The 21,581-nt window shown below is 55.2% G+C and carries 22 protein-coding genes; 17 read left to right on the top strand and 5 right to left on the bottom strand.

The genetic code is table 11. The features are described 5' to 3' along the window. Nucleotides 1-49: 49 nt before the first annotated feature. A complete protein-coding gene (locus DBY68_RS17200; RefSeq protein ID WP_108476788.1) occupies nucleotides 50-676 on the bottom strand; it encodes a lysoplasmalogenase in 627 nt (208 codons plus the stop codon). A gap of 135 nt (nucleotides 677-811) precedes the next feature. On the opposite strand from DBY68_RS17200, the gene DBY68_RS17195 reads away from it, so the two are divergent. Then, a complete protein-coding gene (locus tag DBY68_RS17195) occupies nucleotides 812-1,180 on the top strand; it encodes a DUF2500 domain-containing protein (RefSeq protein ID WP_108476789.1) in 369 nt (122 codons plus the stop codon). 48 nt (nucleotides 1,181-1,228) lie between these two features. On the opposite strand, the gene DBY68_RS17190 is transcribed toward DBY68_RS17195, so the two are convergent. Both DBY68_RS17190 and rsmD read right to left on the bottom strand, forming a co-directional pair. Then, nucleotides 1,229-1,501, bottom strand: a complete 273-nt coding sequence (locus tag DBY68_RS17190) for a DUF1145 family protein (RefSeq protein WP_108476790.1) — start codon at nucleotides 1,499-1,501, stop codon at nucleotides 1,229-1,231. Then, a complete protein-coding gene (rsmD, locus tag DBY68_RS17185) occupies nucleotides 1,491-2,087 on the bottom strand; it encodes a 16S rRNA (guanine(966)-N(2))-methyltransferase (protein ID WP_108476791.1) in 597 nt (198 codons plus the stop codon). Before rsmD ends, DBY68_RS17190 begins: the two co-directional genes overlap by 11 nt. 192 nt (nucleotides 2,088-2,279) lie before the next feature. On the opposite strand from rsmD, the gene ftsY reads away from it, so the two are divergent. The 5 genes from ftsY to livJ all read left to right on the top strand — a co-directional run bounded on the left by ftsY (nucleotide 2,280) and on the right by livJ (nucleotide 8,125). Continuing rightward, nucleotides 2,280-3,866 (top strand): signal recognition particle-docking protein FtsY, encoded by a 1,587-nt coding sequence (gene ftsY, locus DBY68_RS17180; RefSeq protein ID WP_108476792.1) that lies wholly within the window; start codon nucleotides 2,280-2,282, stop codon nucleotides 3,864-3,866. A gap of 2 nt (nucleotides 3,867-3,868) precedes the next feature. After that, nucleotides 3,869-4,537 (top strand): cell division ATP-binding protein FtsE, encoded by a 669-nt coding sequence (gene ftsE / locus DBY68_RS17175; protein WP_015962623.1) that lies wholly within the window; start codon nucleotides 3,869-3,871, stop codon nucleotides 4,535-4,537. Beyond that, nucleotides 4,530-5,585 carry a permease-like cell division protein FtsX gene (gene ftsX, locus DBY68_RS17170; protein ID WP_108476793.1) on the top strand — a complete coding sequence of 352 codons (1,056 nt, stop codon included), beginning with the start codon at nucleotides 4,530-4,532 and terminating at the stop codon, nucleotides 5,583-5,585. The genes ftsE and ftsX overlap by 8 nt, the downstream gene beginning before the upstream one ends. 243 nt (nucleotides 5,586-5,828) lie before the next feature. After that, entirely contained in the window at nucleotides 5,829-6,683 is an 855-nt protein-coding gene (rpoH, locus tag DBY68_RS17165) for an RNA polymerase sigma factor RpoH (RefSeq protein WP_015962625.1), read from the top strand. A 338-nt stretch (nucleotides 6,684-7,021) separates the two neighbouring features. Next, nucleotides 7,022-8,125, top strand: coding sequence for a branched chain amino acid ABC transporter substrate-binding protein LivJ (livJ, locus tag DBY68_RS17160; protein WP_041686153.1), 1,104 nt, complete (start codon nucleotides 7,022-7,024; stop codon nucleotides 8,123-8,125). Nucleotides 8,126-8,227: 102 nt separating this feature from the next. On the opposite strand, the gene panM is transcribed toward livJ, so the two are convergent. Then, the gene (gene panM / locus DBY68_RS17155; RefSeq protein WP_108476794.1) at nucleotides 8,228-8,611 is read right to left on the bottom strand and encodes an aspartate 1-decarboxylase autocleavage activator PanM; all 384 of its coding nucleotides are present in this window, start codon (nucleotides 8,609-8,611) and stop codon (nucleotides 8,228-8,230) included. A 419-nt stretch (nucleotides 8,612-9,030) separates the two neighbouring features. Here panM and livK point away from each other — a divergent pair, with 419 nt between their 5' ends. The 10 genes from livK to ugpQ all read left to right on the top strand — a co-directional run bounded on the left by livK (nucleotide 9,031) and on the right by ugpQ (nucleotide 19,142). Beyond that, on the top strand, nucleotides 9,031-10,140 hold the full coding sequence (gene livK, locus DBY68_RS17150) for a high-affinity branched-chain amino acid ABC transporter substrate-binding protein LivK (protein WP_108476795.1): 1,110 nt from the start codon (nucleotides 9,031-9,033) through the stop codon (nucleotides 10,138-10,140). Nucleotides 10,141-10,194: 54 nt separating this feature from the next. Further along, entirely contained in the window at nucleotides 10,195-11,121 is a 927-nt protein-coding gene (livH, locus tag DBY68_RS17145; RefSeq protein WP_108476796.1) for a high-affinity branched-chain amino acid ABC transporter permease LivH, read from the top strand. Then, nucleotides 11,118-12,395, top strand: coding sequence for a high-affinity branched-chain amino acid ABC transporter permease LivM (locus DBY68_RS17140; RefSeq protein WP_108476797.1), 1,278 nt, complete (start codon nucleotides 11,118-11,120; stop codon nucleotides 12,393-12,395). The genes livH and DBY68_RS17140 overlap by 4 nt, the downstream gene beginning before the upstream one ends. After that, nucleotides 12,392-13,159: a high-affinity branched-chain amino acid ABC transporter ATP-binding protein LivG gene (livG, locus tag DBY68_RS17135; protein ID WP_015962634.1), complete on the top strand. Its 768-nt coding sequence runs from the start codon at nucleotides 12,392-12,394 to the stop codon at nucleotides 13,157-13,159. The genes DBY68_RS17140 and livG overlap by 4 nt, the downstream gene beginning before the upstream one ends. Before the next feature lies 1 nt (nucleotide 13,160). Next, nucleotides 13,161-13,874 carry a high-affinity branched-chain amino acid ABC transporter ATP-binding protein LivF gene (livF, locus tag DBY68_RS17130; protein WP_108476798.1) on the top strand — a complete coding sequence of 238 codons (714 nt, stop codon included), beginning with the start codon at nucleotides 13,161-13,163 and terminating at the stop codon, nucleotides 13,872-13,874. Nucleotides 13,875-14,163: 289 nt separating this feature from the next. Beyond that, the gene (gene ugpB / locus DBY68_RS17125; protein WP_108476799.1) at nucleotides 14,164-15,480 is read left to right on the top strand and encodes a sn-glycerol-3-phosphate ABC transporter substrate-binding protein UgpB; all 1,317 of its coding nucleotides are present in this window, start codon (nucleotides 14,164-14,166) and stop codon (nucleotides 15,478-15,480) included. 123 nt (nucleotides 15,481-15,603) lie between these two features. Next, nucleotides 15,604-16,491 (top strand): sn-glycerol-3-phosphate ABC transporter permease UgpA, encoded by an 888-nt coding sequence (ugpA, locus tag DBY68_RS17120; protein WP_108476800.1) that lies wholly within the window; start codon nucleotides 15,604-15,606, stop codon nucleotides 16,489-16,491. Next, nucleotides 16,488-17,333 (top strand): sn-glycerol-3-phosphate ABC transporter permease UgpE, encoded by an 846-nt coding sequence (ugpE, locus tag DBY68_RS17115; protein WP_108476801.1) that lies wholly within the window; start codon nucleotides 16,488-16,490, stop codon nucleotides 17,331-17,333. The genes ugpA and ugpE overlap by 4 nt, the downstream gene beginning before the upstream one ends. A 1-nt stretch (nucleotide 17,334) precedes the next feature. Next, nucleotides 17,335-18,405 carry a sn-glycerol-3-phosphate import ATP-binding protein UgpC gene (locus DBY68_RS17110; protein WP_108476802.1) on the top strand — a complete coding sequence of 357 codons (1,071 nt, stop codon included), beginning with the start codon at nucleotides 17,335-17,337 and terminating at the stop codon, nucleotides 18,403-18,405. Then, nucleotides 18,402-19,142: a glycerophosphodiester phosphodiesterase gene (gene ugpQ / locus DBY68_RS17105; protein WP_108476803.1), complete on the top strand. Its 741-nt coding sequence runs from the start codon at nucleotides 18,402-18,404 to the stop codon at nucleotides 19,140-19,142. Before DBY68_RS17110 ends, ugpQ begins: the two co-directional genes overlap by 4 nt. Here ugpQ and DBY68_RS17100 read toward each other — a convergent pair. Continuing rightward, complete coding sequence (locus DBY68_RS17100) at nucleotides 19,139-19,579, bottom strand: DUF2756 family protein (protein ID WP_108476804.1); 441 nt, start codon at nucleotides 19,577-19,579, stop codon at nucleotides 19,139-19,141. The genes ugpQ and DBY68_RS17100 overlap by 4 nt on opposite strands. Nucleotides 19,580-19,703: 124 nt before the next feature. Here DBY68_RS17100 and ggt point away from each other — a divergent pair, with 124 nt between their 5' ends. Continuing rightward, nucleotides 19,704-21,452: a gamma-glutamyltransferase gene (gene ggt / locus DBY68_RS17095; protein WP_108476807.1), complete on the top strand. Its 1,749-nt coding sequence runs from the start codon at nucleotides 19,704-19,706 to the stop codon at nucleotides 21,450-21,452. Nucleotides 21,453-21,581 lie beyond the last annotated feature (129 nt).

Below are 21,581 nucleotides of genomic sequence, written 5' to 3'. Positions count from 1 at the left end.
ATTAAACGCAGCATACACTCTGGAGTCGACTCCAGAGTCAAGAGCCATTTTACATATAGAGGGCGCGGACGATTAAAAAGTGCCCGGCGAAGTAGCAGGCCGACGAAATGGCGTTATCGGCGCGGAAGCGATAGCGATAGTGGCTAACCAGCCAGACGATATTCCCCAGCAACAGCAGTGCAGCCCCCACGAAGCCCGAAAGCGCGGGGCTGGTCGGGCGCAGGAACCACAGTTCACCCGCCAGCCAGACCATCACCAGCGTCATGGCGATAAAGGTGGCGATCGGAATGCGCAGCTCCTCCAGTTTGCTCCAGATAACCGCCAGCAGCAGCGCGCCAATCACCAGCAGTACCAGCGGTAGCGGCCAGAAAATGCTGAGCGTCATTTGGCTGGCAAACCAAATGGTATAAAGCAGATGCGACAGGAAGAATGCGCCGATGGCATAGAGCAGGCGCTGGCGTGGCAGCAGTGTGAGCGCGTCACCGATCAGTGAGGCGCAAAGCCCCGCGACGACCAGATAGCCAACCGCCTCAAACATCGGGGCTTGCCAGGCGAGAAACAGAAGAAGAATGAGCGTAACCGGTTTAAACACCCAGCGCTGCCAGGCCGGGCCACGGTAAGATGCATCGACATAAAGCCATGCGGATAAGCAGACAGCAATAAACGACCAAAGCATATTAAGTCCCTGTTATCATTAATTAGGTATTACACGCGTAGTCTTGGTCTTCAGTGTAGTGTTCATGAGCGCCTAATGACAATCGCCTTACATGCCGTAACGCCCGAATTCCGTAAATTCCTATGAGATGTGATGATGAGTAAGATGCCGTTATTTTTTGTCGTCGTGGTCGCAATTATTGTGATTGCCGCATCGTTTCGCTATGTACAGCAGCGGCGGGAAAAGCAGGAAAACGAGGCTGCACCACTGATGCAAAAGCGCGTTACGGTCAGCAATAAGCGGGAAAAAGTGCTTAACGATCGCCGCTCGCGTCAGCAAACGGAAATCCCGGCGGGCAGTTCAATGCGCTACGACGTGAGCTTTAAGCCGGAGCAGGGCGGGCTGGAGATGCATTTTCGTCTGGCCGACGCGCAGTATCATGCGCTGACGGTGGGCGACAAAGGCGTGCTGAGCTACAAAGGTTCGCGGTTTGTGGCTTTTGAGGCGGATAAGGAAGTGCAGTGATGCTTATTGCCGGATAAGCGTCAGCGCCATCCGGCAAAAAACCGCACATTACTTTTTCTTCGGCGTGATTTTTTTCTGCCACACCAGCAACTCGAAAACGCCAAACAGGAAGATGCGCACCTTCTCTGCTTTGGTCATCTGCGGGCCATCTTTCGGGATGGTGGACTGCAACAACGCCATTTGCATACCATGCATCAGCACCATAAATACCAGCGCGACGTTGACGAAAATATTCAGCGGGCGCGGAAACGGCTGGAAAAGATTGAGCACTAAAAACGCCCACACGCACAGCATCAGTAACCGACCCAGATTAATCAGCATCTTTTTCCCCTTGTGCTTCACGATGGTACAGGCGATAAGCCACCTGTCCGGCGACTTTTTCACGGTGCAGTTCCCAGCTTACCGGTACCGCGGGCAGGCCATTTTCCACTTCGCTTTCAACATAGATAAGCGCATCGTCCGCCAGCCAGCCGTTATTTTCCAGCAGGGCGAGCGTTTCAGCGAGCAGCCCTTTACGGAACGGCGGATCGACAAAAACGATATCATGCGGCGTGCCCGGCTGGTTGAGGAATGAGAGCGTGTTCGTATTCACGACCTTGCCCTGATTCGCCTTCAGCGTGGCGAGATTTTTCTGCAACTGCTGGGCGACCTGTTTGTCCATTTCCAGCAGCGTTGCGCCCGCGGCATAACGCGAGAGCGCTTCCAGCCCGAGTGCGCCGCTTCCGGCGAAGCAGTCCAGACACCGGGCATCGACCATTGACGGCGCGAGCCAGTTAAACAGGGTTTCACGCACGCGATCGGTGGTGGGGCGCAGGCCGGGGCTGTCCGGAACCGGTAATTTTCGGCCACGCCACTGGCCGCCGATAATTCGGATCTGGCCGCTGCCCGCAGAGGTTGGTTTCTTCATTTTCTTGCTCAGGTCGCTCTTTTGGCCTGCTATTCTAACGATCTGCTTACTTCGGCGAAACCTTAATCCGCAGGCGGTGATGCGCGCCGCGTTAAGTGGTAGACTAACCGACTAATTTCATCATTATTTTAGCTTTCGCCCCTGTTATGGCGAAACAGCGCCATAAATAAACCGCGAGGAGTTAAGTCGCAAATGGCAAAAGAGAAGAAACGTGGCTTTTTTTCCTGGCTGGGCTTTGGGCAAAAAGAACAGCAGCAGGACGTTGAATCTGAACAAAAAATCGAAGAACAGGCGGCGGTAGAAACGCAGCCTGCGCAGGACGATGCGGCGGTTGTCGAGGCGTCTGGTGAACACACTCAGCAGGAGAGCGAAGCGTTCGCCGCTGAGGTGGTTGAGGTGACCGAAGAGGTTGTGGAAAGCGAAAAGCCGCAGCCCGTTGAGGTGATTGAACCTGAAGTTACGCCAGAAGCGGTAATTGAACACGAAGAGCTGCCGCTGCCGGAAGAAATTGCGGAAGAGAGCGCTGAACCTGAAGTTCAGCCGGAAGCGGTTCTCATTGAAGAGGTGATTGAGCCTGTTCAGGAGGCCGAACCGGTTATTGAAGAGGTTGTGGTTGTTGAGCCGGCGGAAGAACCTGTCGTTGAAGCGCCTGTTGCTGAAGAACCTGCCGTAGAAGCGGCGGCGGCTGAAGAGCCTGCTGCCGTAGAGCCAGTTGTCGAAGACGAGCCGGTGATGAGCGATGAAGAGCTCGAAACACAGGCACTGGCCGCGGCGGATGCCGCCGAAAACGCTATCGACGACGAAACCGTTGAAGAGCCGCGGGAACAGCCTGAGCAGCAGGAGCAAGAAAAGCCGACTAAAGAAGGATTCTTCGCGCGACTGAAACGCAGCCTGCTGAAAACAAAAGAAAATCTTGGTTCCGGATTTATCAGTCTGTTCCGTGGCAAGAAAATCGACGATGATCTGTTTGAAGAGCTGGAAGAACAGCTCCTGATTGCCGACGTCGGGGTGGAAACCACCCGTAAAATTATCAGCAGCCTGACCGAAAGCGCCAGCCGCAAACAGCTTCGCGATGCCGAAGCTCTGTATGGTCTGCTGAAAGATGAAATGGGCGATATTCTCGCAAAAGTGGATGAACCGCTTAATATTGAAGGCAAAACCCCGTTCGTCATTCTGATGGTTGGCGTCAACGGCGTGGGTAAAACCACCACTATCGGTAAGCTGGCGCGTCAGTTCGAGCAGCAGGGCAAATCGGTGATGCTGGCGGCGGGTGATACCTTCCGCGCGGCGGCGGTGGAGCAGCTCCAGGTGTGGGGCCAACGTAACAATATTCCGGTGGTCGCGCAGCACACGGGCGCAGACTCCGCATCGGTGATTTTCGATGCTATTCAGGCGGCGAAGGCGCGTAATATCGACGTCCTCATCGCTGATACTGCAGGGCGTTTGCAGAACAAATCGCACTTGATGGAAGAGCTGAAGAAAATCGTCCGCGTCATGAAAAAACTCGACGTTGAAGCGCCGCATGAAGTGATGCTGACCATTGACGCCAGCACCGGTCAGAACGCGATTAGCCAGGCCAAACTGTTCCATGAAGCCGTTGGCCTGACGGGAATTACGCTCACCAAACTGGACGGTACGGCGAAGGGTGGGGTTATCTTCTCTGTAGCTGACCAGTTCGGTATTCCGATTCGCTATATCGGCGTCGGCGAACGTATCGAGGACTTGCGTCCGTTTAAAGCGGGCGATTTTATTGAGGCACTTTTTGCCCGAGAGGACTAACAATGATTCGCTTTGAACACGTCAGCAAAGCCTATCTCGGCGGGAGACAAGCGTTGCAGGGAGTGACCTTCCATATGCAACCAGGCGAGATGGCATTCCTGACCGGCCATTCCGGCGCAGGGAAAAGTACCCTGCTGAAGCTTATCTGTGGGATTGAACGGCCCAGCGCCGGGAAAATCTACTTCAGCGGGCATGATATCAGCCGCCTGAAAAACCGTGAGGTGCCGTTCCTGCGTCGCCAGATCGGCATGATTTTCCAGGATCACCATCTGCTGATGGACCGCACCGTGTTTGATAACGTGGCGATCCCGCTGATTATTGCCGGGGCAAGCTATGATGATATCCGCCGTCGCGTCTCGGCGGCACTGGATAAAGTCGGGCTGCTCGACAAAGCGAAAAACTTCCCGATTCAACTTTCCGGCGGTGAGCAGCAGCGCGTGGGTATCGCCCGTGCGGTGGTGAACAAGCCTGCCGTACTGCTGGCGGATGAACCAACGGGTAACCTGGATAACGCGCTGTCGGAAGGCATTTTGCGTCTGTTCGAAGAGTTTAACCGCGTAGGTGTCACGGTTCTGATGGCGACCCACGACCTGGGGCTCATCTCCAGCCGCGCTTACCGCATGCTGACGCTGAGCGACGGCCATTTGCATGGAGGCCACACGGGTGAATAAACGCGAAGCAATGAATCACATCCGCCAGTTTGGCGGCCGACTGGATCGTATTCGTCAATCGGTGGGGAAAGGCGGCGGTGGACGTAATGCGCCAAAACGCCCTAAAGCCGCACCGAAACCCGCTAACCGCAAAACCAATGTGTTCAACGAGCAGGTGCGTTATGCCTGGCAGGGCGCATTACAGGATCTGAAAAGTAAGCCGTTCGCCACGTTTCTGACGGTGATGGTGATCGCCATCTCCCTGACTCTACCGAGCGTGTGTTACATGGTTTACAAGAACGTGAATACGGCGGCGTCACAATATTATCCATCGCCACAGATTACGGTCTATCTGCAAAAAACGTTGGATGACGACGCGGCGGCGCGCGTGGTGGCGCAGCTTCAGGCGGAGCAGGGCGTTGAGAAGGTCAATTACCTTTCCCGCGAAGAAGCGCTGGGCGAATTCCGCAACTGGTCAGGCTTCGGCGGGGCGCTGGATATGCTGGAAGAGAACCCGTTGCCTGCGGTAGCGGTGGTTATCCCTAAACTCGATTTTCAGGGCACTGACTCGCTCAATACCCTGCGTGACCGTGTGGCGCAGGTTGATGGCGTAGACGAAGTGCGTATGGATGATAGCTGGTTCGCGCGCCTGGCGTCGCTGACCGGGCTGGTGGGCCGCGTATCGGCCATGATCGGCGTGCTGATGGTGGCGGCAGTATTCCTCGTCATCGGTAACAGCGTGCGTCTGAGCATCTTTGCCCGTCGCGATACCATCAACGTGCAGAAACTGATTGGCGCAACGGATGGTTTCATCCTGCGTCCGTTCCTTTATGGTGGCGCGCTGCTCGGTTTTTCCGGCGCATTTCTTTCACTGATTCTGTCAGAAATTTTGGTGATGCGGCTCTCTTCTGCGGTGACAGACGTGGCGCGCGTTTTCGGAACTCAGTTTGAACTCAGTGGTTTATCGTTCGATGAGTGCCTGTTGCTGCTGCTGGTTTGCTCGATGATCGGCTGGATTGCGGCATGGCTTGCCACCGCACAACATTTACGTCGATTTACTCCCGAGTAATAAAGTTCTGTTATACTCTTCCCCTGCTACGAGTTCCCGTTAGCAGGGGATACGTTCCACTCTTACCTTTCCCCTGCCCTCGCTTATCGAGTGTCACATTTTGTGCGTAATCTATTCACAGTGTTGCATTGAACTTGTGGATAAAATCACTGTCTGATAAAAGAGTGAATGATAATCTCGTTGCTCAAAAGCTCTGGCACGGTTGTTGCTCAACGGCCAGACGATATTGATTGAGAGGATTGAATGACCAAAGAAATGCAAAATTTAGCTTTAGCCCCTGTTGGTAACCTGGAGTCGTACATCCGGGCTGCGAACGCATGGCCGATGTTGACGGCTGATGAAGAGCGGGCGCTCGCTGAAAAGCTGCATTACCAGGGCGATCTGGAAGCAGCTAAAACGCTGATCCTGTCTCACCTGCGCTTTGTTGTTCATATCGCTCGTAACTACTCGGGCTATGGCCTGCCGCAGGCGGACTTAATTCAGGAAGGTAATATCGGCCTGATGAAAGCCGTTCGTCGCTTCAACCCTGAAGTGGGCGTGCGTCTGGTCTCTTTCGCCGTACACTGGATCAAAGCGGAAATTCATGAATACGTGCTGCGTAACTGGCGTATCGTGAAAGTCGCCACGACCAAAGCACAGCGTAAGCTGTTCTTTAACCTGCGTAAAACCAAGCAGCGTCTGGGCTGGTTTAACCAGGATGAAGTCGAGATGGTCGCGCGCGAACTGGGCGTATCCAGCAAAGATGTCCGTGAAATGGAATCCCGTATGGCGGCGCAGGACATGACCTTTGACATGTCTTCCGACGACGAGTCCGACAGCCAACCGATGGCACCAGTGCTTTACCTTCAGGATAAAACGTCTAACTTTGCCGACGGCATTGAAGATGATAACTGGGAAGAGCAGGCGGCCAACAAGCTGACTGACGCGATGATGGGTCTGGACGAACGTAGCCAGGACATTATCCGCGCACGCTGGCTGGACGAAGACAACAAGTCGACGCTGCAGGAACTGGCCGATCGTTACGGCGTTTCCGCTGAACGTGTGCGTCAGCTGGAAAAGAACGCGATGAAAAAACTGCGCGCCGCGATTGAAGCGTAACCGCGCAACGCGTTAAGCAGTACCTGATAACCCCTGGATGCAAGTCCGGGGGTTTTTGTTTTTTATCGTGCACATTCTCAGGTAGGCCGGATAAGCGAAGCGCCATCCGGCAATCGCTATCGGCGCTGAGAATGTCATAAATCTGTTACATCCCTTCCAAATTTCTCGTTTCAAAATCCGAAAAATGGGGTATGTTTTTAGCAGACTATGCTGCTATGACACCGCATGCATCGGTTATCACTACTATCATATGCTTATCTTATAGATAAAAGCAGAATAACGTGTCGAACAACAACATCACAACAAATACAATCACCATAACAATGGGGAACCTCAGGATGAACATGAAGGGTAAAGCGTTACTGGCAGGATGTATTGCGCTGGCGTTCAGTAACATGGCTTTCGCAGAGAATATTAAAGTCGCGGTCGTGGGCGCGATGTCTGGCCCGGTTGCGCAGTACGGCGACCAGGAGTTTACCGGTGCTGAGCAGGCGGTTGCGGATATCAACGCCAAAGGCGGCATCAAGGGGAATAAGCTGCAAATCGTAAAATATGATGATGCCTGTGACCCGAAACAAGCGGTCGCGGTCGCGAACAAAGTGGTTAACGATGGCATCAAATATGTTATCGGCCACCTTTGCTCCTCTTCGACCCAGCCCGCTTCTGATATCTATGAAGATGAAGGCATTCTGATGATCACGCCGGCGGCGACCGCCCCGGAGCTGACCTCCCGCGGTTACCACCTGCTGCTGCGCACCACTGGCCTGGACTCTGATCAGGGCCCAACTGCGGCGAAATACATTCTCGATAAAGTGAAGCCGCAGCGTATTGCTATCGTGCACGATAAGCAGCAGTACGGTGAAGGTCTGGCGCGTGCCGTTCAGGACAACCTGAAGAAAGGCAACGCTAACGTGGTCTTCTTTGACGGTATTACCGCTGGTGAGAAAGACTTCTCAACGCTGGTAGCGCGCCTGAAGAAAGAGAATATCGACTTCGTTTACTTTGGCGGCTATCACCCGGAGATGGGGCAGATCCTGCGTCAGTCTCGCGCGGCGGGTCTGAAAACTCAGTTTATGGGGCCAGAAGGCGTGGCGAACGTTTCACTGTCTAACATCGCAGGCGATTCTGCGGAAGGTCTGTTAGTGACCAAGCCGAAGAACTACGATCAGGTTCCGGCGAACAAACCGATTGTGGATGCGATTAAAGCGAAGAAACAGGATCCGAGCGGCGCGTTCGTGTGGACAACCTATGCTGCGCTGCAATCGCTGCAGGCGGGCCTGAATCAGTCTGAAGACCCGGCGGAAATCGCGAAATACCTGAAAGCGAACTCCGTTGAAACCGTGATGGGGCCGTTGTCATGGGATGAGAAGGGCGACCTGAAAGGCTTTGAGTTTGGTGTGTTTGACTGGCATGCCAACGGTACGGCGACTGACGCCAAATAAAAAGCAAACGGCAACCTATGGTTGCCGTTTTAGTCTTTGCGCCCTCTCCCTGTGGGAGAGGGATGGGGTGAGGGCATCAGGCCGCACCTGTGGTAACAAGCGTTACCGCTTCTCCCATCCATCCGCCTGCGCCGTAAAGCCCAGTGCCTGCATAAACGCCGCCATTGCGCCGCGGTCTTCCACGCCGATATCCGCCATCCACCAGCTGGATGCCTGCGCGTTATCCGCAAGCGTTTCTTCCAGCAGATATTGACCCACGCCGCGACGGCGGGTGATTTCGCGCACGCGCAGTGAGTCGAGCGTCGCCTGGGTGCCTTCGAGCGTGACGCGCACGGCACCGAGCAGACGCTCGTTAAAACGTGCCGCATAAATACGGTGGTTATCATCAAGGGTGAGCGTGTTGATGTCGTACTCCGGCCATATTTTTGCCAGATCGAGACGATCCTGTTCGCTGAAGTGCTGTAAGCGGATGATGGTCAGTTTCATTCGAAAATATCCTGCCAAAACGGGTAACTGAGTGTACCTAATTTTCCTTTCAGGGCGATTCTGTTTTTTATCCATTCATTAGCTGATTAATTTTTTTAGCCAGATAAAGGCAGTTTTATTCAATATGGATTGAAAAATAGGCAGTGTTTTACCCTAAAAAGTAGTGATTTATTCCGCCTTATGTACCGTTATTTTATGCTGAATTCAGGACTTTTTTTGTTTATCTCGACAGAAATACAGAATATTATCTCTGCTTAATAGACTGAAAAATAGAGATTTTAGTCTGGTATTAGCCAAAAAACCGCGCTAAACCATTAAAGAGACTGGTAAAAATAGCGTTGTTTAAAAAAAGAACAAGTGCGTTTTAACCATAAAACTACAAAATAAATAAATCACGTCACGAGTGGGGATCCATAAAAATGAGACCGAATGCGAAAACAGCGATCGCAGGGTTGATCGCACTGGCCATGTCGCATGTTGCGATGGCAGAGGATATTAAAGTGGCCGTGGTCGGCGCGATGTCTGGCCCGGTGGCCCAGTGGGGCGACATGGAGTTCAACGGCGCGCGTCAGGCCATTAAAGACATCAACGCCAAAGGCGGTATTAAAGGCAACAAACTGGTTGGCGTAGAGTATGACGACGCGTGCGATCCAAAACAGGCCGTCGCCGTGGCTAACAAAATCGTCAACGACGGCATTCAATACGTTATCGGTCATCTCTGCTCTTCCTCCACGCAGCCCGCTTCCGACATCTATGAAGATGAAGGTATTCTGATGATCACGCCGGGCGCTACCAACCCGGAGCTGACGCAGCGCGGCTATCAGCACATCATGCGTACCGCTGGTCTCGACTCTTCTCAGGGCCCGACCGCCGCGAAATATATTCTGGAGAAAGTGAAACCGCAGCGTATCGCTATCATCCACGACAAACAGCAGTACGGTGAAGGCCTGGCGCGTTCTGTGCAGGATGGCCTGAAAGCGGGTAAAGCCAATATCGTCTTCTTCGACGGGATTACCGCCGGTGAGAAAGATTTCTCGGCGCTGATCGCGCGCCTGAAAAAAGAGAATATCGATTTCGTTTACTTCGGCGGCTACTACCCGGAAATGGGGCAGATGCTGCGCCAGGCGCGTTCCGTCGGCCTGAAAACCCAGTTTATGGGGCCGGAAGGTGTGGGTAACGCATCACTCTCTAACATCGCGGGCGATGCCGGGGAAGGCATGCTGGTCACGATGCCGAAACGCTATGACCAGGAACCGGCCAACAAAGCGATTGTGGATGCACTGAAGGCGCAGAAGAAAGATCCGAGCGGCCCGTATGTGTGGATCACCTACGCGGCGGTGCAGTCTCTGGCAACCGCAATGGAGCGTACCGGCAGCGAAGAGCCGCTGGCGCTGGTAAAAGATTTGAAAGCAAACGGTGCGAACACCGTGATTGGGCCGCTGAAATGGGATGAAAAAGGCGATCTGAAGGGATTTGAGTTTGGTGTCTTCCAGTGGCACGCCGACGGCTCATCAACCCCGGCGAAGTAACTGTCATCCCACCCTCCGGGCGCAACACCCGGAGGGGTTGAAAAAGGTCATTCTATGTCAGAGCAGTTTCTCTATTTCATGCAGCAGATGTTTAACGGCGTTACGCTGGGAAGCACCTATGCACTGATCGCCATCGGTTACACCATGGTTTACGGCATTATCGGCATGATTAACTTCGCCCACGGCGAGGTGTACATGATCGGTAGCTATGTCTCCTTTATGATCATCGCTGCCCTGATGATGATGGGGATTGATACCAGCTGGCTGCTGGTTGCCGCTGGGTTTATTGGCGCGATTATTATCGCCAGCGCCTACGGCTGGAGTATTGAGCGGGTGGCGTATCGCCCGGTGCGTAACTCCAAGCGCCTGATCGCGTTGATCTCCGCGATTGGGATGTCCATCTTCCTGCAAAACTACGTCAGCCTGACGGAAGGCTCGCGCGATGTCGCGCTGCCTAGCCTGTTCAATGGCCAGTGGGTTATTGGCAGTAGCGAAAGCTTCTCGGCCAGCATCACTACCATGCAGCTGGTTATCTGGATTGTGACCTTTATTTCTATGCTGGCGCTGACGCTGTTTATCCGCTATTCCCGCATGGGCCGTGCCTGCCGCGCCTGTTCGGAAGATCTGAAAATGGCGAGCCTGCTCGGTATCAACACCGACCGCGTGATTGCACTCACCTTCGTGATTGGTGCGGCAATGGCGGCGGTTGCGGGCGTGCTGCTCGGCCAGTTCTACGGTGTGATTAACCCGTACATCGGCTTTATGGCCGGGATGAAAGCCTTCACTGCGGCGGTGCTGGGCGGTATCGGCAGCATTCCTGGGGCGATGATTGGCGGGCTGATCCTCGGTATCGCCGAGGCGCTCTCGTCTGCTTATTTGAGTACGGAATACAAAGATGTGGTGTCGTTCGCCCTGCTTATTCTGGTGCTGCTGGTGATGCCGACCGGTATTCTGGGTCGCCCGGAGGTAGAGAAAGTATGAAACCGATGCATTTTGCAATGGCGCTGCTCTCTGCCGTCATGTTCTTTATTCTGGCGGGCGTCTTTATGGGCGTTCAGTTACAGCTGGATGGCACCAAACTGGTGGTGGGCTCGGCGGCGGATATTCGCTGGCAGTGGGTATACATCGGCACGGCGGTGGTCTTCTTCTTCCAGTTGCTGCGTCCTGTCTTCCAGAACACCCTGAAAAACGTCTCCGGGCCGAAGTTTGTTCTGCCAGCGATTGATGGCTCCACCGTTAAACAGAAACTGTTCCTCGTGGCGCTGCTGGTGATTGCTGTAGCGTGGCCGTTTATGGTGTCGCGCGGTACGGTCGATATCGCCACCCTGACCATGATTTATATCATTCTCGGTCTCGGTCTGAACGTGGTTGTTGGCCTCTCTGGCCTGCTGGTGCTGGGCTATGGCGGTTTTTATGCCATCGGTGCGTACACCTTTGCGCTGCTGAACCACTATTACGGCCTCGGTTTCTGGACGTGCTTACCGCTGGCAGGGCTGGTTTCTGCGGCGGCGGGCTTCCTGCTCGGTTTCCCGGTACTGCGCCTGCGCGGCGACTATCTGGCGATTGTCACCTTAGGTTTTGGGGAAATCGTCCGTATTCTGCTGCTCAACAATACCGAAGTGACCGGCGGCCCGAACGGGATCAGCCAAATCCCTAAACCGACCTTCTTCGGCCTGGAGTTCAGCCGTACCGCGCGTGAAGGTGGCTGGGATACCTTCAGCAACTTCTTTGGCGTCAAGTATGACCCGTCCGACCGCGTGATCTGGCTCTATCTGGTGGCGCTGCTGCTGGTGGTGCTCTCGCTGTTCGTGATTAACCGTTTGCTGCGCATGCCGCTGGGCCGCGCGTGGGAAGCGCTGCGTGAAGATGAAATCGCCTGCCGCTCGCTGGGCCTGAGCCCAACGCGCATCAAGCTGACGGCTTTCACTATCAGCGCCGCGTTCGCTGGTTTTGCCGGTACGCTGTTTGCTGCACGTCAGGGGTTCGTCAGCCCGGAATCGTTCACTTTTGCCGAATCCGCTTTTGTGCTGGCGATTGTGGTACTGGGCGGGATGGGCTCGCAGTTTGCCGTTATTCTTGCGGCTATCCTGCTGGTGGTTTCGCGCGAACTGATGCGTGACTTTAACGAATACAGCATGTTAATGCTGGGTGGTTTGATGGTGCTGATGATGATCTGGCGTCCGCAGGGCTTGCTGCCGATGACCCGTGTACAGATGAAGTTGAAAAACGGGAAAGCGAAAGGAGAGCAGGCATGAGTCAGCCATTATTATCCGTGAGCGGCCTGATGATGCGTTTTGGCGGCCTGCTGGCGGTCAATAACGTCAATCTGGAGCTGCACCCGCAGGAGATTGTCTCCCTGATTGGCCCGAACGGCGCGGGGAAAACCACGGTCTTTAACTGCCTGACCGGTTTCTACAAACCGACGGGCGGCACCATCATGCTGCGCGACCAGCACCTGGAAGGGCTGCCCGGCCAGCAAATCGCCCGTATGGGCGTGGTGCGTACCTTCCAGCACGTGCGTCTGTTCCGTGAAATGACGGTGATTGAAAACCTGCTGGTGGCACAGCATCAACAACTGAAAACCGGCGTTTTCTCCGGCCTGCTGAAAACCCCGTCATTCCGCCGCGCCCAGAGCGAAGCGCTCGATCGCGCCGCGACCTGGCTTGAGCGTATTGGCCTGCTGGAACACGCTAACCGTCAGGCGAGCAATCTTGCGTACGGTGACCAGCGTCGTCTGGAGATCGCCCGCTGCATGGTCACGCAGCCGGAAATTTTGATGCTTGATGAGCCTGCTGCGGGCCTCAACCCAAAAGAAACCAAAGAGCTGGACGAGCTGATTGCCGAACTGCGTAACGCGCACAACACCACTATTCTGTTGATTGAGCATGACATGAAGCTGGTGATGGGCATTTCCGATCGCATCTACGTGGTGAATCAGGGCACGCCGCTGGCGAACGGTACGCCGGAGCAAATTCGTAACAACCCGGACGTCATCCGCGCGTATTTAGGTGAGGCATAAAATGGAAAAAGTCATGTTGTCTTTTGACAAGGTTAATGCCCACTACGGCAAGATCCAGGCGCTGCATGAGGTGAGTCTGCATATCAACCAGGGCGAAATCGTCACCCTGATTGGTGCCAACGGCGCGGGGAAAACCACTCTGCTCGGCACGCTGTGCGGCGATCCGCGCGCCACCAGCGGGCGTATTGTCTTTGATGATAAAGACATTACCGACTGGCAGACGGCGAAAATCATGCGCGAAGCGGTAGCGATTGTCCCGGAAGGGCGGCGTGTCTTCTCGCGTATGACGGTAGAAGAGAACCTGGCGATGGGCGGCTTCTTTGCCGAACGCGATCAGTTCCATGAGCGTATTAAGTGGGTGTACGACCTCTTCCCGCGTCTGCATGAGCGCCGTATTCAACGTGCGGGTACCATGTCCGGCGGTGAGCAACAGATGCTGGCGATAGGTCGTGCGCTGATGAGCAACCCACGCCTGTTGCTGCTGGATGAGCCTTCGCTCGGCCTGGCGCCGATCATCATTCAGCAGATCTTCGACACCATCGAACAACTGCGCGAGCAGGGGATGACCATCTTCCTCGTCGAGCAGAACGCCAACCAGGCACTGAAGCTCGCTGACCGCGGCTACGTGCTCGAAAACGGCCATGTGGTGCTCGAAGATACCGGCGATGCGCTGCTGGCGAACGAAGCAGTGAGAAGCGCGTATTTGGGCGGTTAACGCACATGCCCGGTGGCGCTGCGCTTACCGGGCCTACAATTTCAATACTCATCAGGCCGGGTAAGGCGACGTCGCCACCCGGCTTTATTGTGCCTGAATCGTACCTATACGTGCCCCACCTCCCATTTTCCTGTCACCGCAGCGTCATCGTCTTGCCATCCCCCTGACGCCTGACTATCTTTTTTTTGTAATAAAAACGTTATTTTTCTGTAATTCGAGCATGTCATGTTACCCCCGCGAGCATAAAACGCGTGAAATCGCGCATTCGAAACAACAAGAGAGATAATCAATGAAACTGTTACGACATACAGCCTCAGGATTGGCGCTCAGTCTGGTATTTGTTGGCCAGGCACTGGCAGTGACTAATATTCCGTTCTGGCATTCGATGGAAGGGGAGTTGGGTAAAGAAGTTGATTCTCTGGCGCAGCGTTTTAATGCCGCCAACCCGGATTACAAAATTGTGCCTATCTACAAGGGCAACTACGAACAGAACCTGAGCGCGGGGATTGCCGCGTTCCGTACCGGAAATGCCCCGGCGATTTTGCAGGTGTATGAAGTCGGCACCGCCACGATGATGGCCTCGAAAGCCATTAAACCGGTGTATGAGGTGTTTAAAGACGCCGGAATTAACTTTGATGAGTCGCAGTTTGTGCCGACGATTTCCGGTTATTACTCTGATGCGAAAACCGGGCATCTCCTTTCTCAGCCGTTTAACAGCTCCACGCCTGTTCTCTACTACAACAAAGACGCCTTCAAAAAAGCCGGACTTGACCCAGAACAACCGCCGAAAACCTGGCAGGACTTAGCGGCCTACACCGAAAAACTGAAAGCGGCGGGGATGAAGTGTGGCTACGCCAGCGGCTGGCAGGGGTGGATCCAACTGGAAAACTTCAGCGCCTGGAACGGCCTGCCGTTTGCCAGCAAAAACAACGGCTTTGATGGGACTGATGCGGTGCTGGAATTCAACAAACCGGAACAGGTAAAACACATCGCGCTGTTGCAGGAGATGAACAAGAAGGGTGATTTCAGCTACGTAGGCCGTAAAGATGAATCGACCGAGAAGTTCTATAACGGTGATTGCGCGATGACCACCGCCTCTTCCGGCTCGCTGGCGAACATCCGTCAGTACGCCAAATTCAATTACGGTGTGGGCATGATGCCATACGATGCAGACGCCAAAGGCGCGCCGCAGAACGCCATTATCGGCGGAGCAAGCCTGTGGGTGATGCAGGGTAAAGATAAAGAAACCTACACCGGCGTGGCGAAATTCCTCGAATTCCTGGCGAAGCCGGAAAACGCCGCCGAGTGGCATCAGAAAACCGGTTATCTGCCGATCACCACTGCGGCGTATGACCTGACCCGCGAGCAGGGCTACTACGACAAGAGCCCGGGGGCCGACACCGCGACGCGCCAGATGCTGAACAAGCCGCCGCTGCCGTTCACCAAGGGGCTGCGTCTGGGCAACATGCCGCAGATCCGCGTCATTGTCGATGAAGAGCTGGAAAGCGTGTGGACCGGTAAGAAAACGCCTCAGCAGGCGCTGGACTCTGCCGTCGAGCGTGGAAATCAGCTGCTGCGCCGTTTTGAGAAATCGACGAAGTCTTAACCCGTACTTTACCCCTCACCCTAACCCTCTCCCTCAGGGAGAGGGAACAGATCGTCGCGAATACTCACCCTCTCCCACAGGGAGAGGGCCGGGGTGAGGGGCAATTCAACCAAGAGTCCAACTATGTCATCTTCCCGTCCGGTGTTCCGCTCGCGCTGGCTGCCCTATTTACTGGTTGCCCCGCAGTTGGTCATCACCGTTATTTTCTTTATCTGGCCTGCGGGCGAAGCGCTGTGGTACTCGCTGCAAAGCGTGGATCCCTTTGGGTTTTCCAGCCAGTTTGTCGGCCTGGATAACTTCGTCACGCTGTTCCAGGACAGCTACTATCTCGATTCTTTCTGGACGACGATAAAATTCAGCACCATGGTGACCGTCAGCGGTCTGGTGATCTCACTTATTTTTGCCGCGTTGGTGGAGTACATCGTACGCGGCAGTCGTCTGTATCAAACGCTGATGCTGCTGCCTTACGCCGTCGCGCCCGCCGTTGCCGCGGTACTGTGGATTTTCCTCTTCAACCCAGGACGCGGGTTGATCACCCATTTCCTCGCCGAATTCGGCTACGACTGGAACCACGCGCAAAACAGCGGTCAGGCGATGTTCCTTGTGGTGTTCGCCTCGGTCTGGAAGCAAATCAGCTACAACTTCCTGTTCTTCTACGCCGCGCTGCAGTCCATTCCGCGTTCGCTGATTGAGGCGGCGGCGATTGATGGCGCAGGCCCGATTCGCCGCTTCTTCAAACTCGCCCTGCCGCTGATTGCGCCGGTGAGCTTCTTCCTGCTGGTGGTGAACCTGGTCTACGCCTTCTTCGACACCTTCCCGGTTATCGATGCCGCAACGGCGGGCGGGCCGGTGCAGGCGACGACCACGCTGATTTATAAAATTTACCGCGAAGGTTTTACCGGGCTGGATCTCTCGGCCTCTGCCGCGCAGTCGGTGGTGCTGATGTTCCTCGTCATCGTGCTGACGGTGGTGCAGTTCCGCTATGTGGAAAGTAAGGTGCGTTACCAATGATTGAGAACCGTCCGGGGCTGACGATATTCAGCCATACGATGTTGATTCTGGGGATTGCGGTGATCCTCTTCCCGCTATACGTCGCGTTTGTGGCGGCGACGCTGGATGATCAGGCAGTCTTTGCGACGCCGATGACGCTGCTGCCGGGGACGCATTTGCTGGAAAATATGCACCACATCTGGGTGAACGGTGTTGGCGTGAACAGTGCGCCGTTCTGGCGGATGATGCTTAACAGTTTTGTGATGGCATTCAGCATTACGCTGGGCAAAATCACCGTCTCGATGCTCTCTGCCTTTGCCATCGTCTGGTTCCGCTTTCCGCTGCGTAACCTCTTCTTCTGGATGATTTTTATTACGCTGATGCTGCCGGTTGAAGTGCGTATTTTCCCGACGGTAGAGGTCATTGCCAATCTGAAGATGCTGGATAGCTACGCCGGGCTGACGCTGCCGTTAATGGCGTCGGCAACCGCGACGTTCCTGTTCCGTCAGTTCTTTATGACGCTGCCGGATGAACTGGTGGAAGCCGCGCGTATTGATGGCGCATCGCCGATGCGTTTCTTCCGCGATATCGTCTTCCCGCTGTCAAAAACCAACCTGGCGGCGCTTTTCGTGATCACCTTCATCTACGGCTGGAACCAATATTTATGGCCGCTGCTGATCATCACCGATGTTGATCTCGGCACCACCGTTGCGGGTATCAAAGGCATGATCGCCACCGGCGAAGGCACAACCCAATGGAACCAGGTGATGGCAGCGATGTTATTAACGCTTATCCCACCCGTGGTGATTGTTTTAGTGATGCAGCGTGCCTTTGTGCGCGGTTTAGTCGACAGTGAGAAATAAGATGGCAGGACTGAAATTACAGGCAATAACCAAAAGCTGGGATGGCAAAACCCAGGTCATTAAACCGTTGACGCTGGACGTGGCCGATGGGGAATTCATCGTGATGGTCGGGCCGTCCGGCTGCGGGAAATCCACGCTGCTGCGCATGGTGGCCGGGCTTGAACGTGCGACCAGCGGCGATATCTGGATTGACGGCAAGCGGGTGACCGAAATGGAACCGAAAGATCGCGGCATTGCGATGGTGTTCCAGAACTACGCCCTCTACCCACATATGAGTGTGGAAGAGAATATGGCGTGGGGGCTGAAAATTCGTGGCATGGGTAAACAGCAGATTGCGGATCGCGTAAAAGAAGCGGCGCGTATCCTGGAGCTCGACGGGCTGCTTAAACGCCGCCCGCGCGAGCTTTCCGGCGGTCAGCGTCAGCGCGTGGCGATGGGACGTGCAATTGTGCGTGACCCGGCGGTGTTCCTGTTCGATGAACCGCTGTCGAACCTGGATGCCAAGCTGCGCGTGCAGATGCGCCTTGAGTTGCAACAACTGCATCGCCGCCTGAAAACCACCTCGCTGTACGTGACCCACGATCAGGTCGAGGCGATGACGCTCGCCCAGCGTGTGATGGTGATGAACGGTGGCATCGCCGAACAGATTGGTACACCGGTTGAAGTTTATGAGAAGCCCGCCAGCCTGTTTGTGGCGAGTTTTATCGGCAGCCCGGCGATGAACCTGCTGGCCGGGCGCATCAACAATGAAGGCACGCACTTTGAGCTGGAAGATGGCCTGTTGTTGCCGCTCAATGGCTACTCTCGTCAGCACGCCGGGCGTAAAATGACGCTCGGTATCCGCCCGGAGCATATTGCGTTAAGCTCGCAGGCGGAAGGCGGCATACCGCTGGTGATGGATACCCTGGAGATGCTGGGCGCGGATAACCTTGCGCATGGTCGCTGGGGCGCACAGAAGCTGGTGGTGCGTCTGTCTCATCAGGAACGCCCAACGGCGGGCAGCACGCTGTGGCTGCATCTGCCGGATAATCATTTGCATCTTTTTGATGGCGAAACAGGACAAAGAATATGAGTAACTGGCCTTATCCCCACGTTGCGGCTCATCGTGGCGGCGGCAGACTGGCTCCGGAAAACACCCTGGCGGCCATTGATGTAGGGGCGCGATACGGTCATACCATGATTGAGTTCGACGTGAAGTTGTCGAAAGACGGCGAAATTTTCCTGTTGCACGACGATAACCTTGAGCGCACCAGCAACGGCTGGGGCGTGGCGGGCGACCTGAACTGGCACGATTTACTGCGCGTGGACGCGGGTAGCTGGTTTAGCGGTGAATTCAAAGGTGAACCGCTGCCGCTGCTTTCGCAGGTGGCGGAGCGTTGCCGCGAATACGGGATGATGGCGAATATCGAAATCAAGCCGACCACCGGAACCGGGCCGCTAACCGGCAAAGTGGTGGCGCTGGCGGCGCGCGAACTGTGGGCGGATATGACGCCGCCGCTGCTCTCGTCGTTTGAAATTGATGCGCTGGAAGCGGCACAGCAGGCCGCACCGGAATTGCCGCGCGGGTTGTTACTGGACGAATGGCGCGATGACTGGCGTGAACTGACCACGCGGCTGGGCTGCGTCTCGATTCACCTCAACCACAAACTGCTGGATGAAGCGCGCGTGGATGCCCTGCGTGAGGCGGGTCTGAAGATTCTGGTGTACACGGTGAACAGGCCCCAGCGTGCCTCGCAATTGCTGCGCTGGGGTGTGAACTGCATCTGTACCGATGCCATTGACGTTATCGGCCCGGATTTCCAGCCTTAAGGCAGATTCGTTTTCACCGGCAGATTAGGATTGCTATTCAGCATGTCGCCATTCTGCCGCTTCGGCAACATATGTTGCTGATTATTCAGCATCGAATCGCTATTGCCTGATGCCCCGCTCTGGTTCAGCATCCCGCCGTTAGTATTGGGGAGCATTTGCTGACCTGCGGGGTTTCGCTCCCCCGGCTGGGCCTGCTGTATCCGCTGCCTGTCGTTATTCAGTTGCGTCTGAAGCTGTTGTTGCTGAACGCGCGTTTGCGTCTGCAACTGTTGATTCAGCATCCCTTTCTGCTGCACCTGCTGCGATTTCATCTGAGTTTGTAACCGCTGCTGGCTCGGGATTTTGTAATCCGGCAGATTGGGGTTGTTGGTGGTATTGAGTGGCTGTGCTAAAGCGGCAAACGGAAGCCATGCCGCCAGAATCAGTAATCGTTTCATTGTCTCTCCTCCCTTCTGAGGGATCACTTAAGTTTACCTCGTTTTCGCCATAACGATGATTATTTAGGAGTTTTGAACCAGGCTTAAACGGGAACTGTGACCCCAATTCTGGAGAACAACGATGATGAAACAGACGTTTGCGCGTTGGCTGGCGATTGCCGCGCTAACCGCGGGAGGGAGTTTTGCCGTGGCGGCAGCGACGACCGAGCCTGCAGCACCACCGGTATCTTATGGCGTAGAGGAAGATGTTTTTCACCCGGTGCGCGCGCATCAGGGGATGGTGGCAACGGTGGACGCGCTCGCCACTCAGGTCGGGGTGCAAATCCTCAAAGAGGGCGGTAATGCCGTTGATGCGGCAGTAGCGGTCGGTTACGCGCTGGCGGTCACGCATCCGCAAGCCGGGAACCTGGGCGGTGGCGGATTTATGCTGCTGCGAACCAAAGACGGGAATACGACGGCAATCGATTTTCGCGAAATGGCCCCCGCCCAGGCTACGCGTGATATGTTCCTTGATGATCACGGTAACCCGGACAGCAAAAAATCCCTGACGTCACATCTGGCCTCCGGCACGCCGGGTACGGTAGCCGGTTTCTCACTGGCGCTGGAAAAGTACGGCACGCTACCGCTCAACAAAGTAATTCAGCCCGCGTTCAAACTGGCGCGCGACGGTTTTGTGGTGAACGATGCGCTGGCTGACGATCTCAAAACCTACGGCAGTGAAGTCATTCCCAACCATGAAAACAGTAAAGCGATTTTCTGGAAAGACGGCGAGCCGCTGAAAAAGGGCGACAAACTGGTGCAAAAAGATCTGGCGAAAAGCCTGGAGCTGATTGCCGAAAATGGCCCGGATGCGTTTTATAAAGGCGCCATCGCCGATCAGATTGCCGACGAGATGCACAAGCACGGCGGGCTGATCAGCAAAGCGGATCTCGCAGAGTATAAAGCGGTAGAGCGCACGCCAATCAGCGGTGATTATCGCGGTTATCAGGTCTTCTCCATGCCGCCGCCTTCTTCTGGCGGGATCCACATTGTGCAAATCCTCAACATCCTCGAAAATTTCGACATGCATAAATATGGTTTTGGCAGCGCCGACGCCATGCAGGTGATGGCGGAAGCGGAGAAACATGCCTATGCGGATCGCTCAGAATACCTTGGTGACCCGGATTTTGTGAAGGTGCCCTGGCAGGCGCTGACCAGCAAAGCCTACGCTAAATCGCTCGCCGAACAGATTGACCTCAACAAGGCGAAACCATCCAGCGAAATTCGCCCCGGCAAGCTCGCGCCTTATGAGAGCAATCAAACGACCCATTTCTCGGTGGTGGATAAAGACGGTAATGCGGTGACGGTGACCTATACGCTGAACACCACCTTTGGCACCGGGATTGTCGCCGGAAACAGTGGCATTCTGATGAATAACCAGATGGATGATTTTTCAGCCAAGCCGGGTGTGCCGAACGTTTATGGCCTGGTCGGTGGTGACGCGAATGCGGTAGGGCCGAAGAAGCGCCCGCTGTCATCCATGTCGCCAACGATTGTGGTGAAAGACGGCAAAACCTGGCTGGTTACCGGCAGCCCTGGCGGCAGCAGGATTATCACCACGGTGCTGCAAATGGTGGTAAATACCATCGATTATGGGATGAATGTTGCGGAAGCCACTAACGCGCCGCGATTCCACCATCAGTGGCTGCCGGATGAGCTGCGCGTAGAGAAGGGCTTTAGCCCGGATACGCTGAAGTTGCTTGAGCAGAAGGGGCAGAAAGTGGCGCTGAAAGAGGCGATGGGCAGTATGCAAAGTATTATGGTTGGGCCAGATGGCACGCTGTATGGCGCGTCTGATCCGCGCTCGGTGGATGATTTGGCGGCGGGGTACTGAATTTGCCTCTCCCCCTCACCCTAACCCTCTCCCTCAAGGGAGAGGGGACTGTCCGTGCGGTCTGCTTTTCTCCCTCTCCCTGTGGGAGTGTACGGTCCGGGGACATGGTAGACAGGTGTTCGGGGACAT

It is taken from the genome of Pseudocitrobacter sp. RIT415, from assembly GCF_003057695.2.
In the GTDB taxonomy this organism is placed as follows: domain Bacteria; phylum Pseudomonadota; class Gammaproteobacteria; order Enterobacterales; family Enterobacteriaceae; genus Pseudocitrobacter; species Pseudocitrobacter faecalis.
Note: the sequence above shows the minus strand (reverse complement) of the source record. Positions and strands in the feature narration are given on the sequence as shown.

Excerpts from the sequence above, each read along its gene's own strand:
- livF (WP_108476798.1), top strand. The coding sequence starts at position 13,161 with ATGGAAAAAGTCATGTTGTCTTTTGACAAGGTTAATGCCCACTACGGC.
- rsmD (WP_108476791.1), bottom strand. The coding sequence starts at position 2,087 with ATGAAGAAACCAACCTCTGCGGGCAGCGGCCAGATCCGAATTATCGGC.
- livG (WP_015962634.1), top strand. The coding sequence starts at position 12,392 with ATGAGTCAGCCATTATTATCCGTGAGCGGCCTGATGATGCGTTTTGGC.
- panM (WP_108476794.1), bottom strand. The coding sequence starts at position 8,611 with ATGAAACTGACCATCATCCGCTTACAGCACTTCAGCGAACAGGATCGT.
- ftsE (WP_015962623.1), top strand. The coding sequence starts at position 3,869 with ATGATTCGCTTTGAACACGTCAGCAAAGCCTATCTCGGCGGGAGACAA.
- DBY68_RS17110 (WP_108476802.1), top strand. The coding sequence starts at position 17,335 with ATGGCAGGACTGAAATTACAGGCAATAACCAAAAGCTGGGATGGCAAA.
- ugpA (WP_108476800.1), top strand. The coding sequence starts at position 15,604 with ATGTCATCTTCCCGTCCGGTGTTCCGCTCGCGCTGGCTGCCCTATTTA.
- livJ (WP_041686153.1), top strand. The coding sequence starts at position 7,022 with ATGAACATGAAGGGTAAAGCGTTACTGGCAGGATGTATTGCGCTGGCG.
- ugpQ (WP_108476803.1), top strand. The coding sequence starts at position 18,402 with ATGAGTAACTGGCCTTATCCCCACGTTGCGGCTCATCGTGGCGGCGGC.
- ggt (WP_108476807.1), top strand. The coding sequence starts at position 19,704 with ATGAAACAGACGTTTGCGCGTTGGCTGGCGATTGCCGCGCTAACCGCG.
- livK (WP_108476795.1), top strand. The coding sequence starts at position 9,031 with ATGAGACCGAATGCGAAAACAGCGATCGCAGGGTTGATCGCACTGGCC.
- livH (WP_108476796.1), top strand. The coding sequence starts at position 10,195 with ATGTCAGAGCAGTTTCTCTATTTCATGCAGCAGATGTTTAACGGCGTT.
- rpoH (WP_015962625.1), top strand. The coding sequence starts at position 5,829 with ATGACCAAAGAAATGCAAAATTTAGCTTTAGCCCCTGTTGGTAACCTG.
- DBY68_RS17195 (WP_108476789.1), top strand. The coding sequence starts at position 812 with ATGAGTAAGATGCCGTTATTTTTTGTCGTCGTGGTCGCAATTATTGTG.
- ftsY (WP_108476792.1), top strand. The coding sequence starts at position 2,280 with ATGGCAAAAGAGAAGAAACGTGGCTTTTTTTCCTGGCTGGGCTTTGGG.
- ugpE (WP_108476801.1), top strand. The coding sequence starts at position 16,488 with ATGATTGAGAACCGTCCGGGGCTGACGATATTCAGCCATACGATGTTG.
- DBY68_RS17190 (WP_108476790.1), bottom strand. The coding sequence starts at position 1,501 with ATGCTGATTAATCTGGGTCGGTTACTGATGCTGTGCGTGTGGGCGTTT.
- DBY68_RS17100 (WP_108476804.1), bottom strand. The coding sequence starts at position 19,579 with ATGAAACGATTACTGATTCTGGCGGCATGGCTTCCGTTTGCCGCTTTA.
- DBY68_RS17140 (WP_108476797.1), top strand. The coding sequence starts at position 11,118 with ATGAAACCGATGCATTTTGCAATGGCGCTGCTCTCTGCCGTCATGTTC.
- ugpB (WP_108476799.1), top strand. The coding sequence starts at position 14,164 with ATGAAACTGTTACGACATACAGCCTCAGGATTGGCGCTCAGTCTGGTA.
- DBY68_RS17200 (WP_108476788.1), bottom strand. The coding sequence starts at position 676 with ATGCTTTGGTCGTTTATTGCTGTCTGCTTATCCGCATGGCTTTATGTC.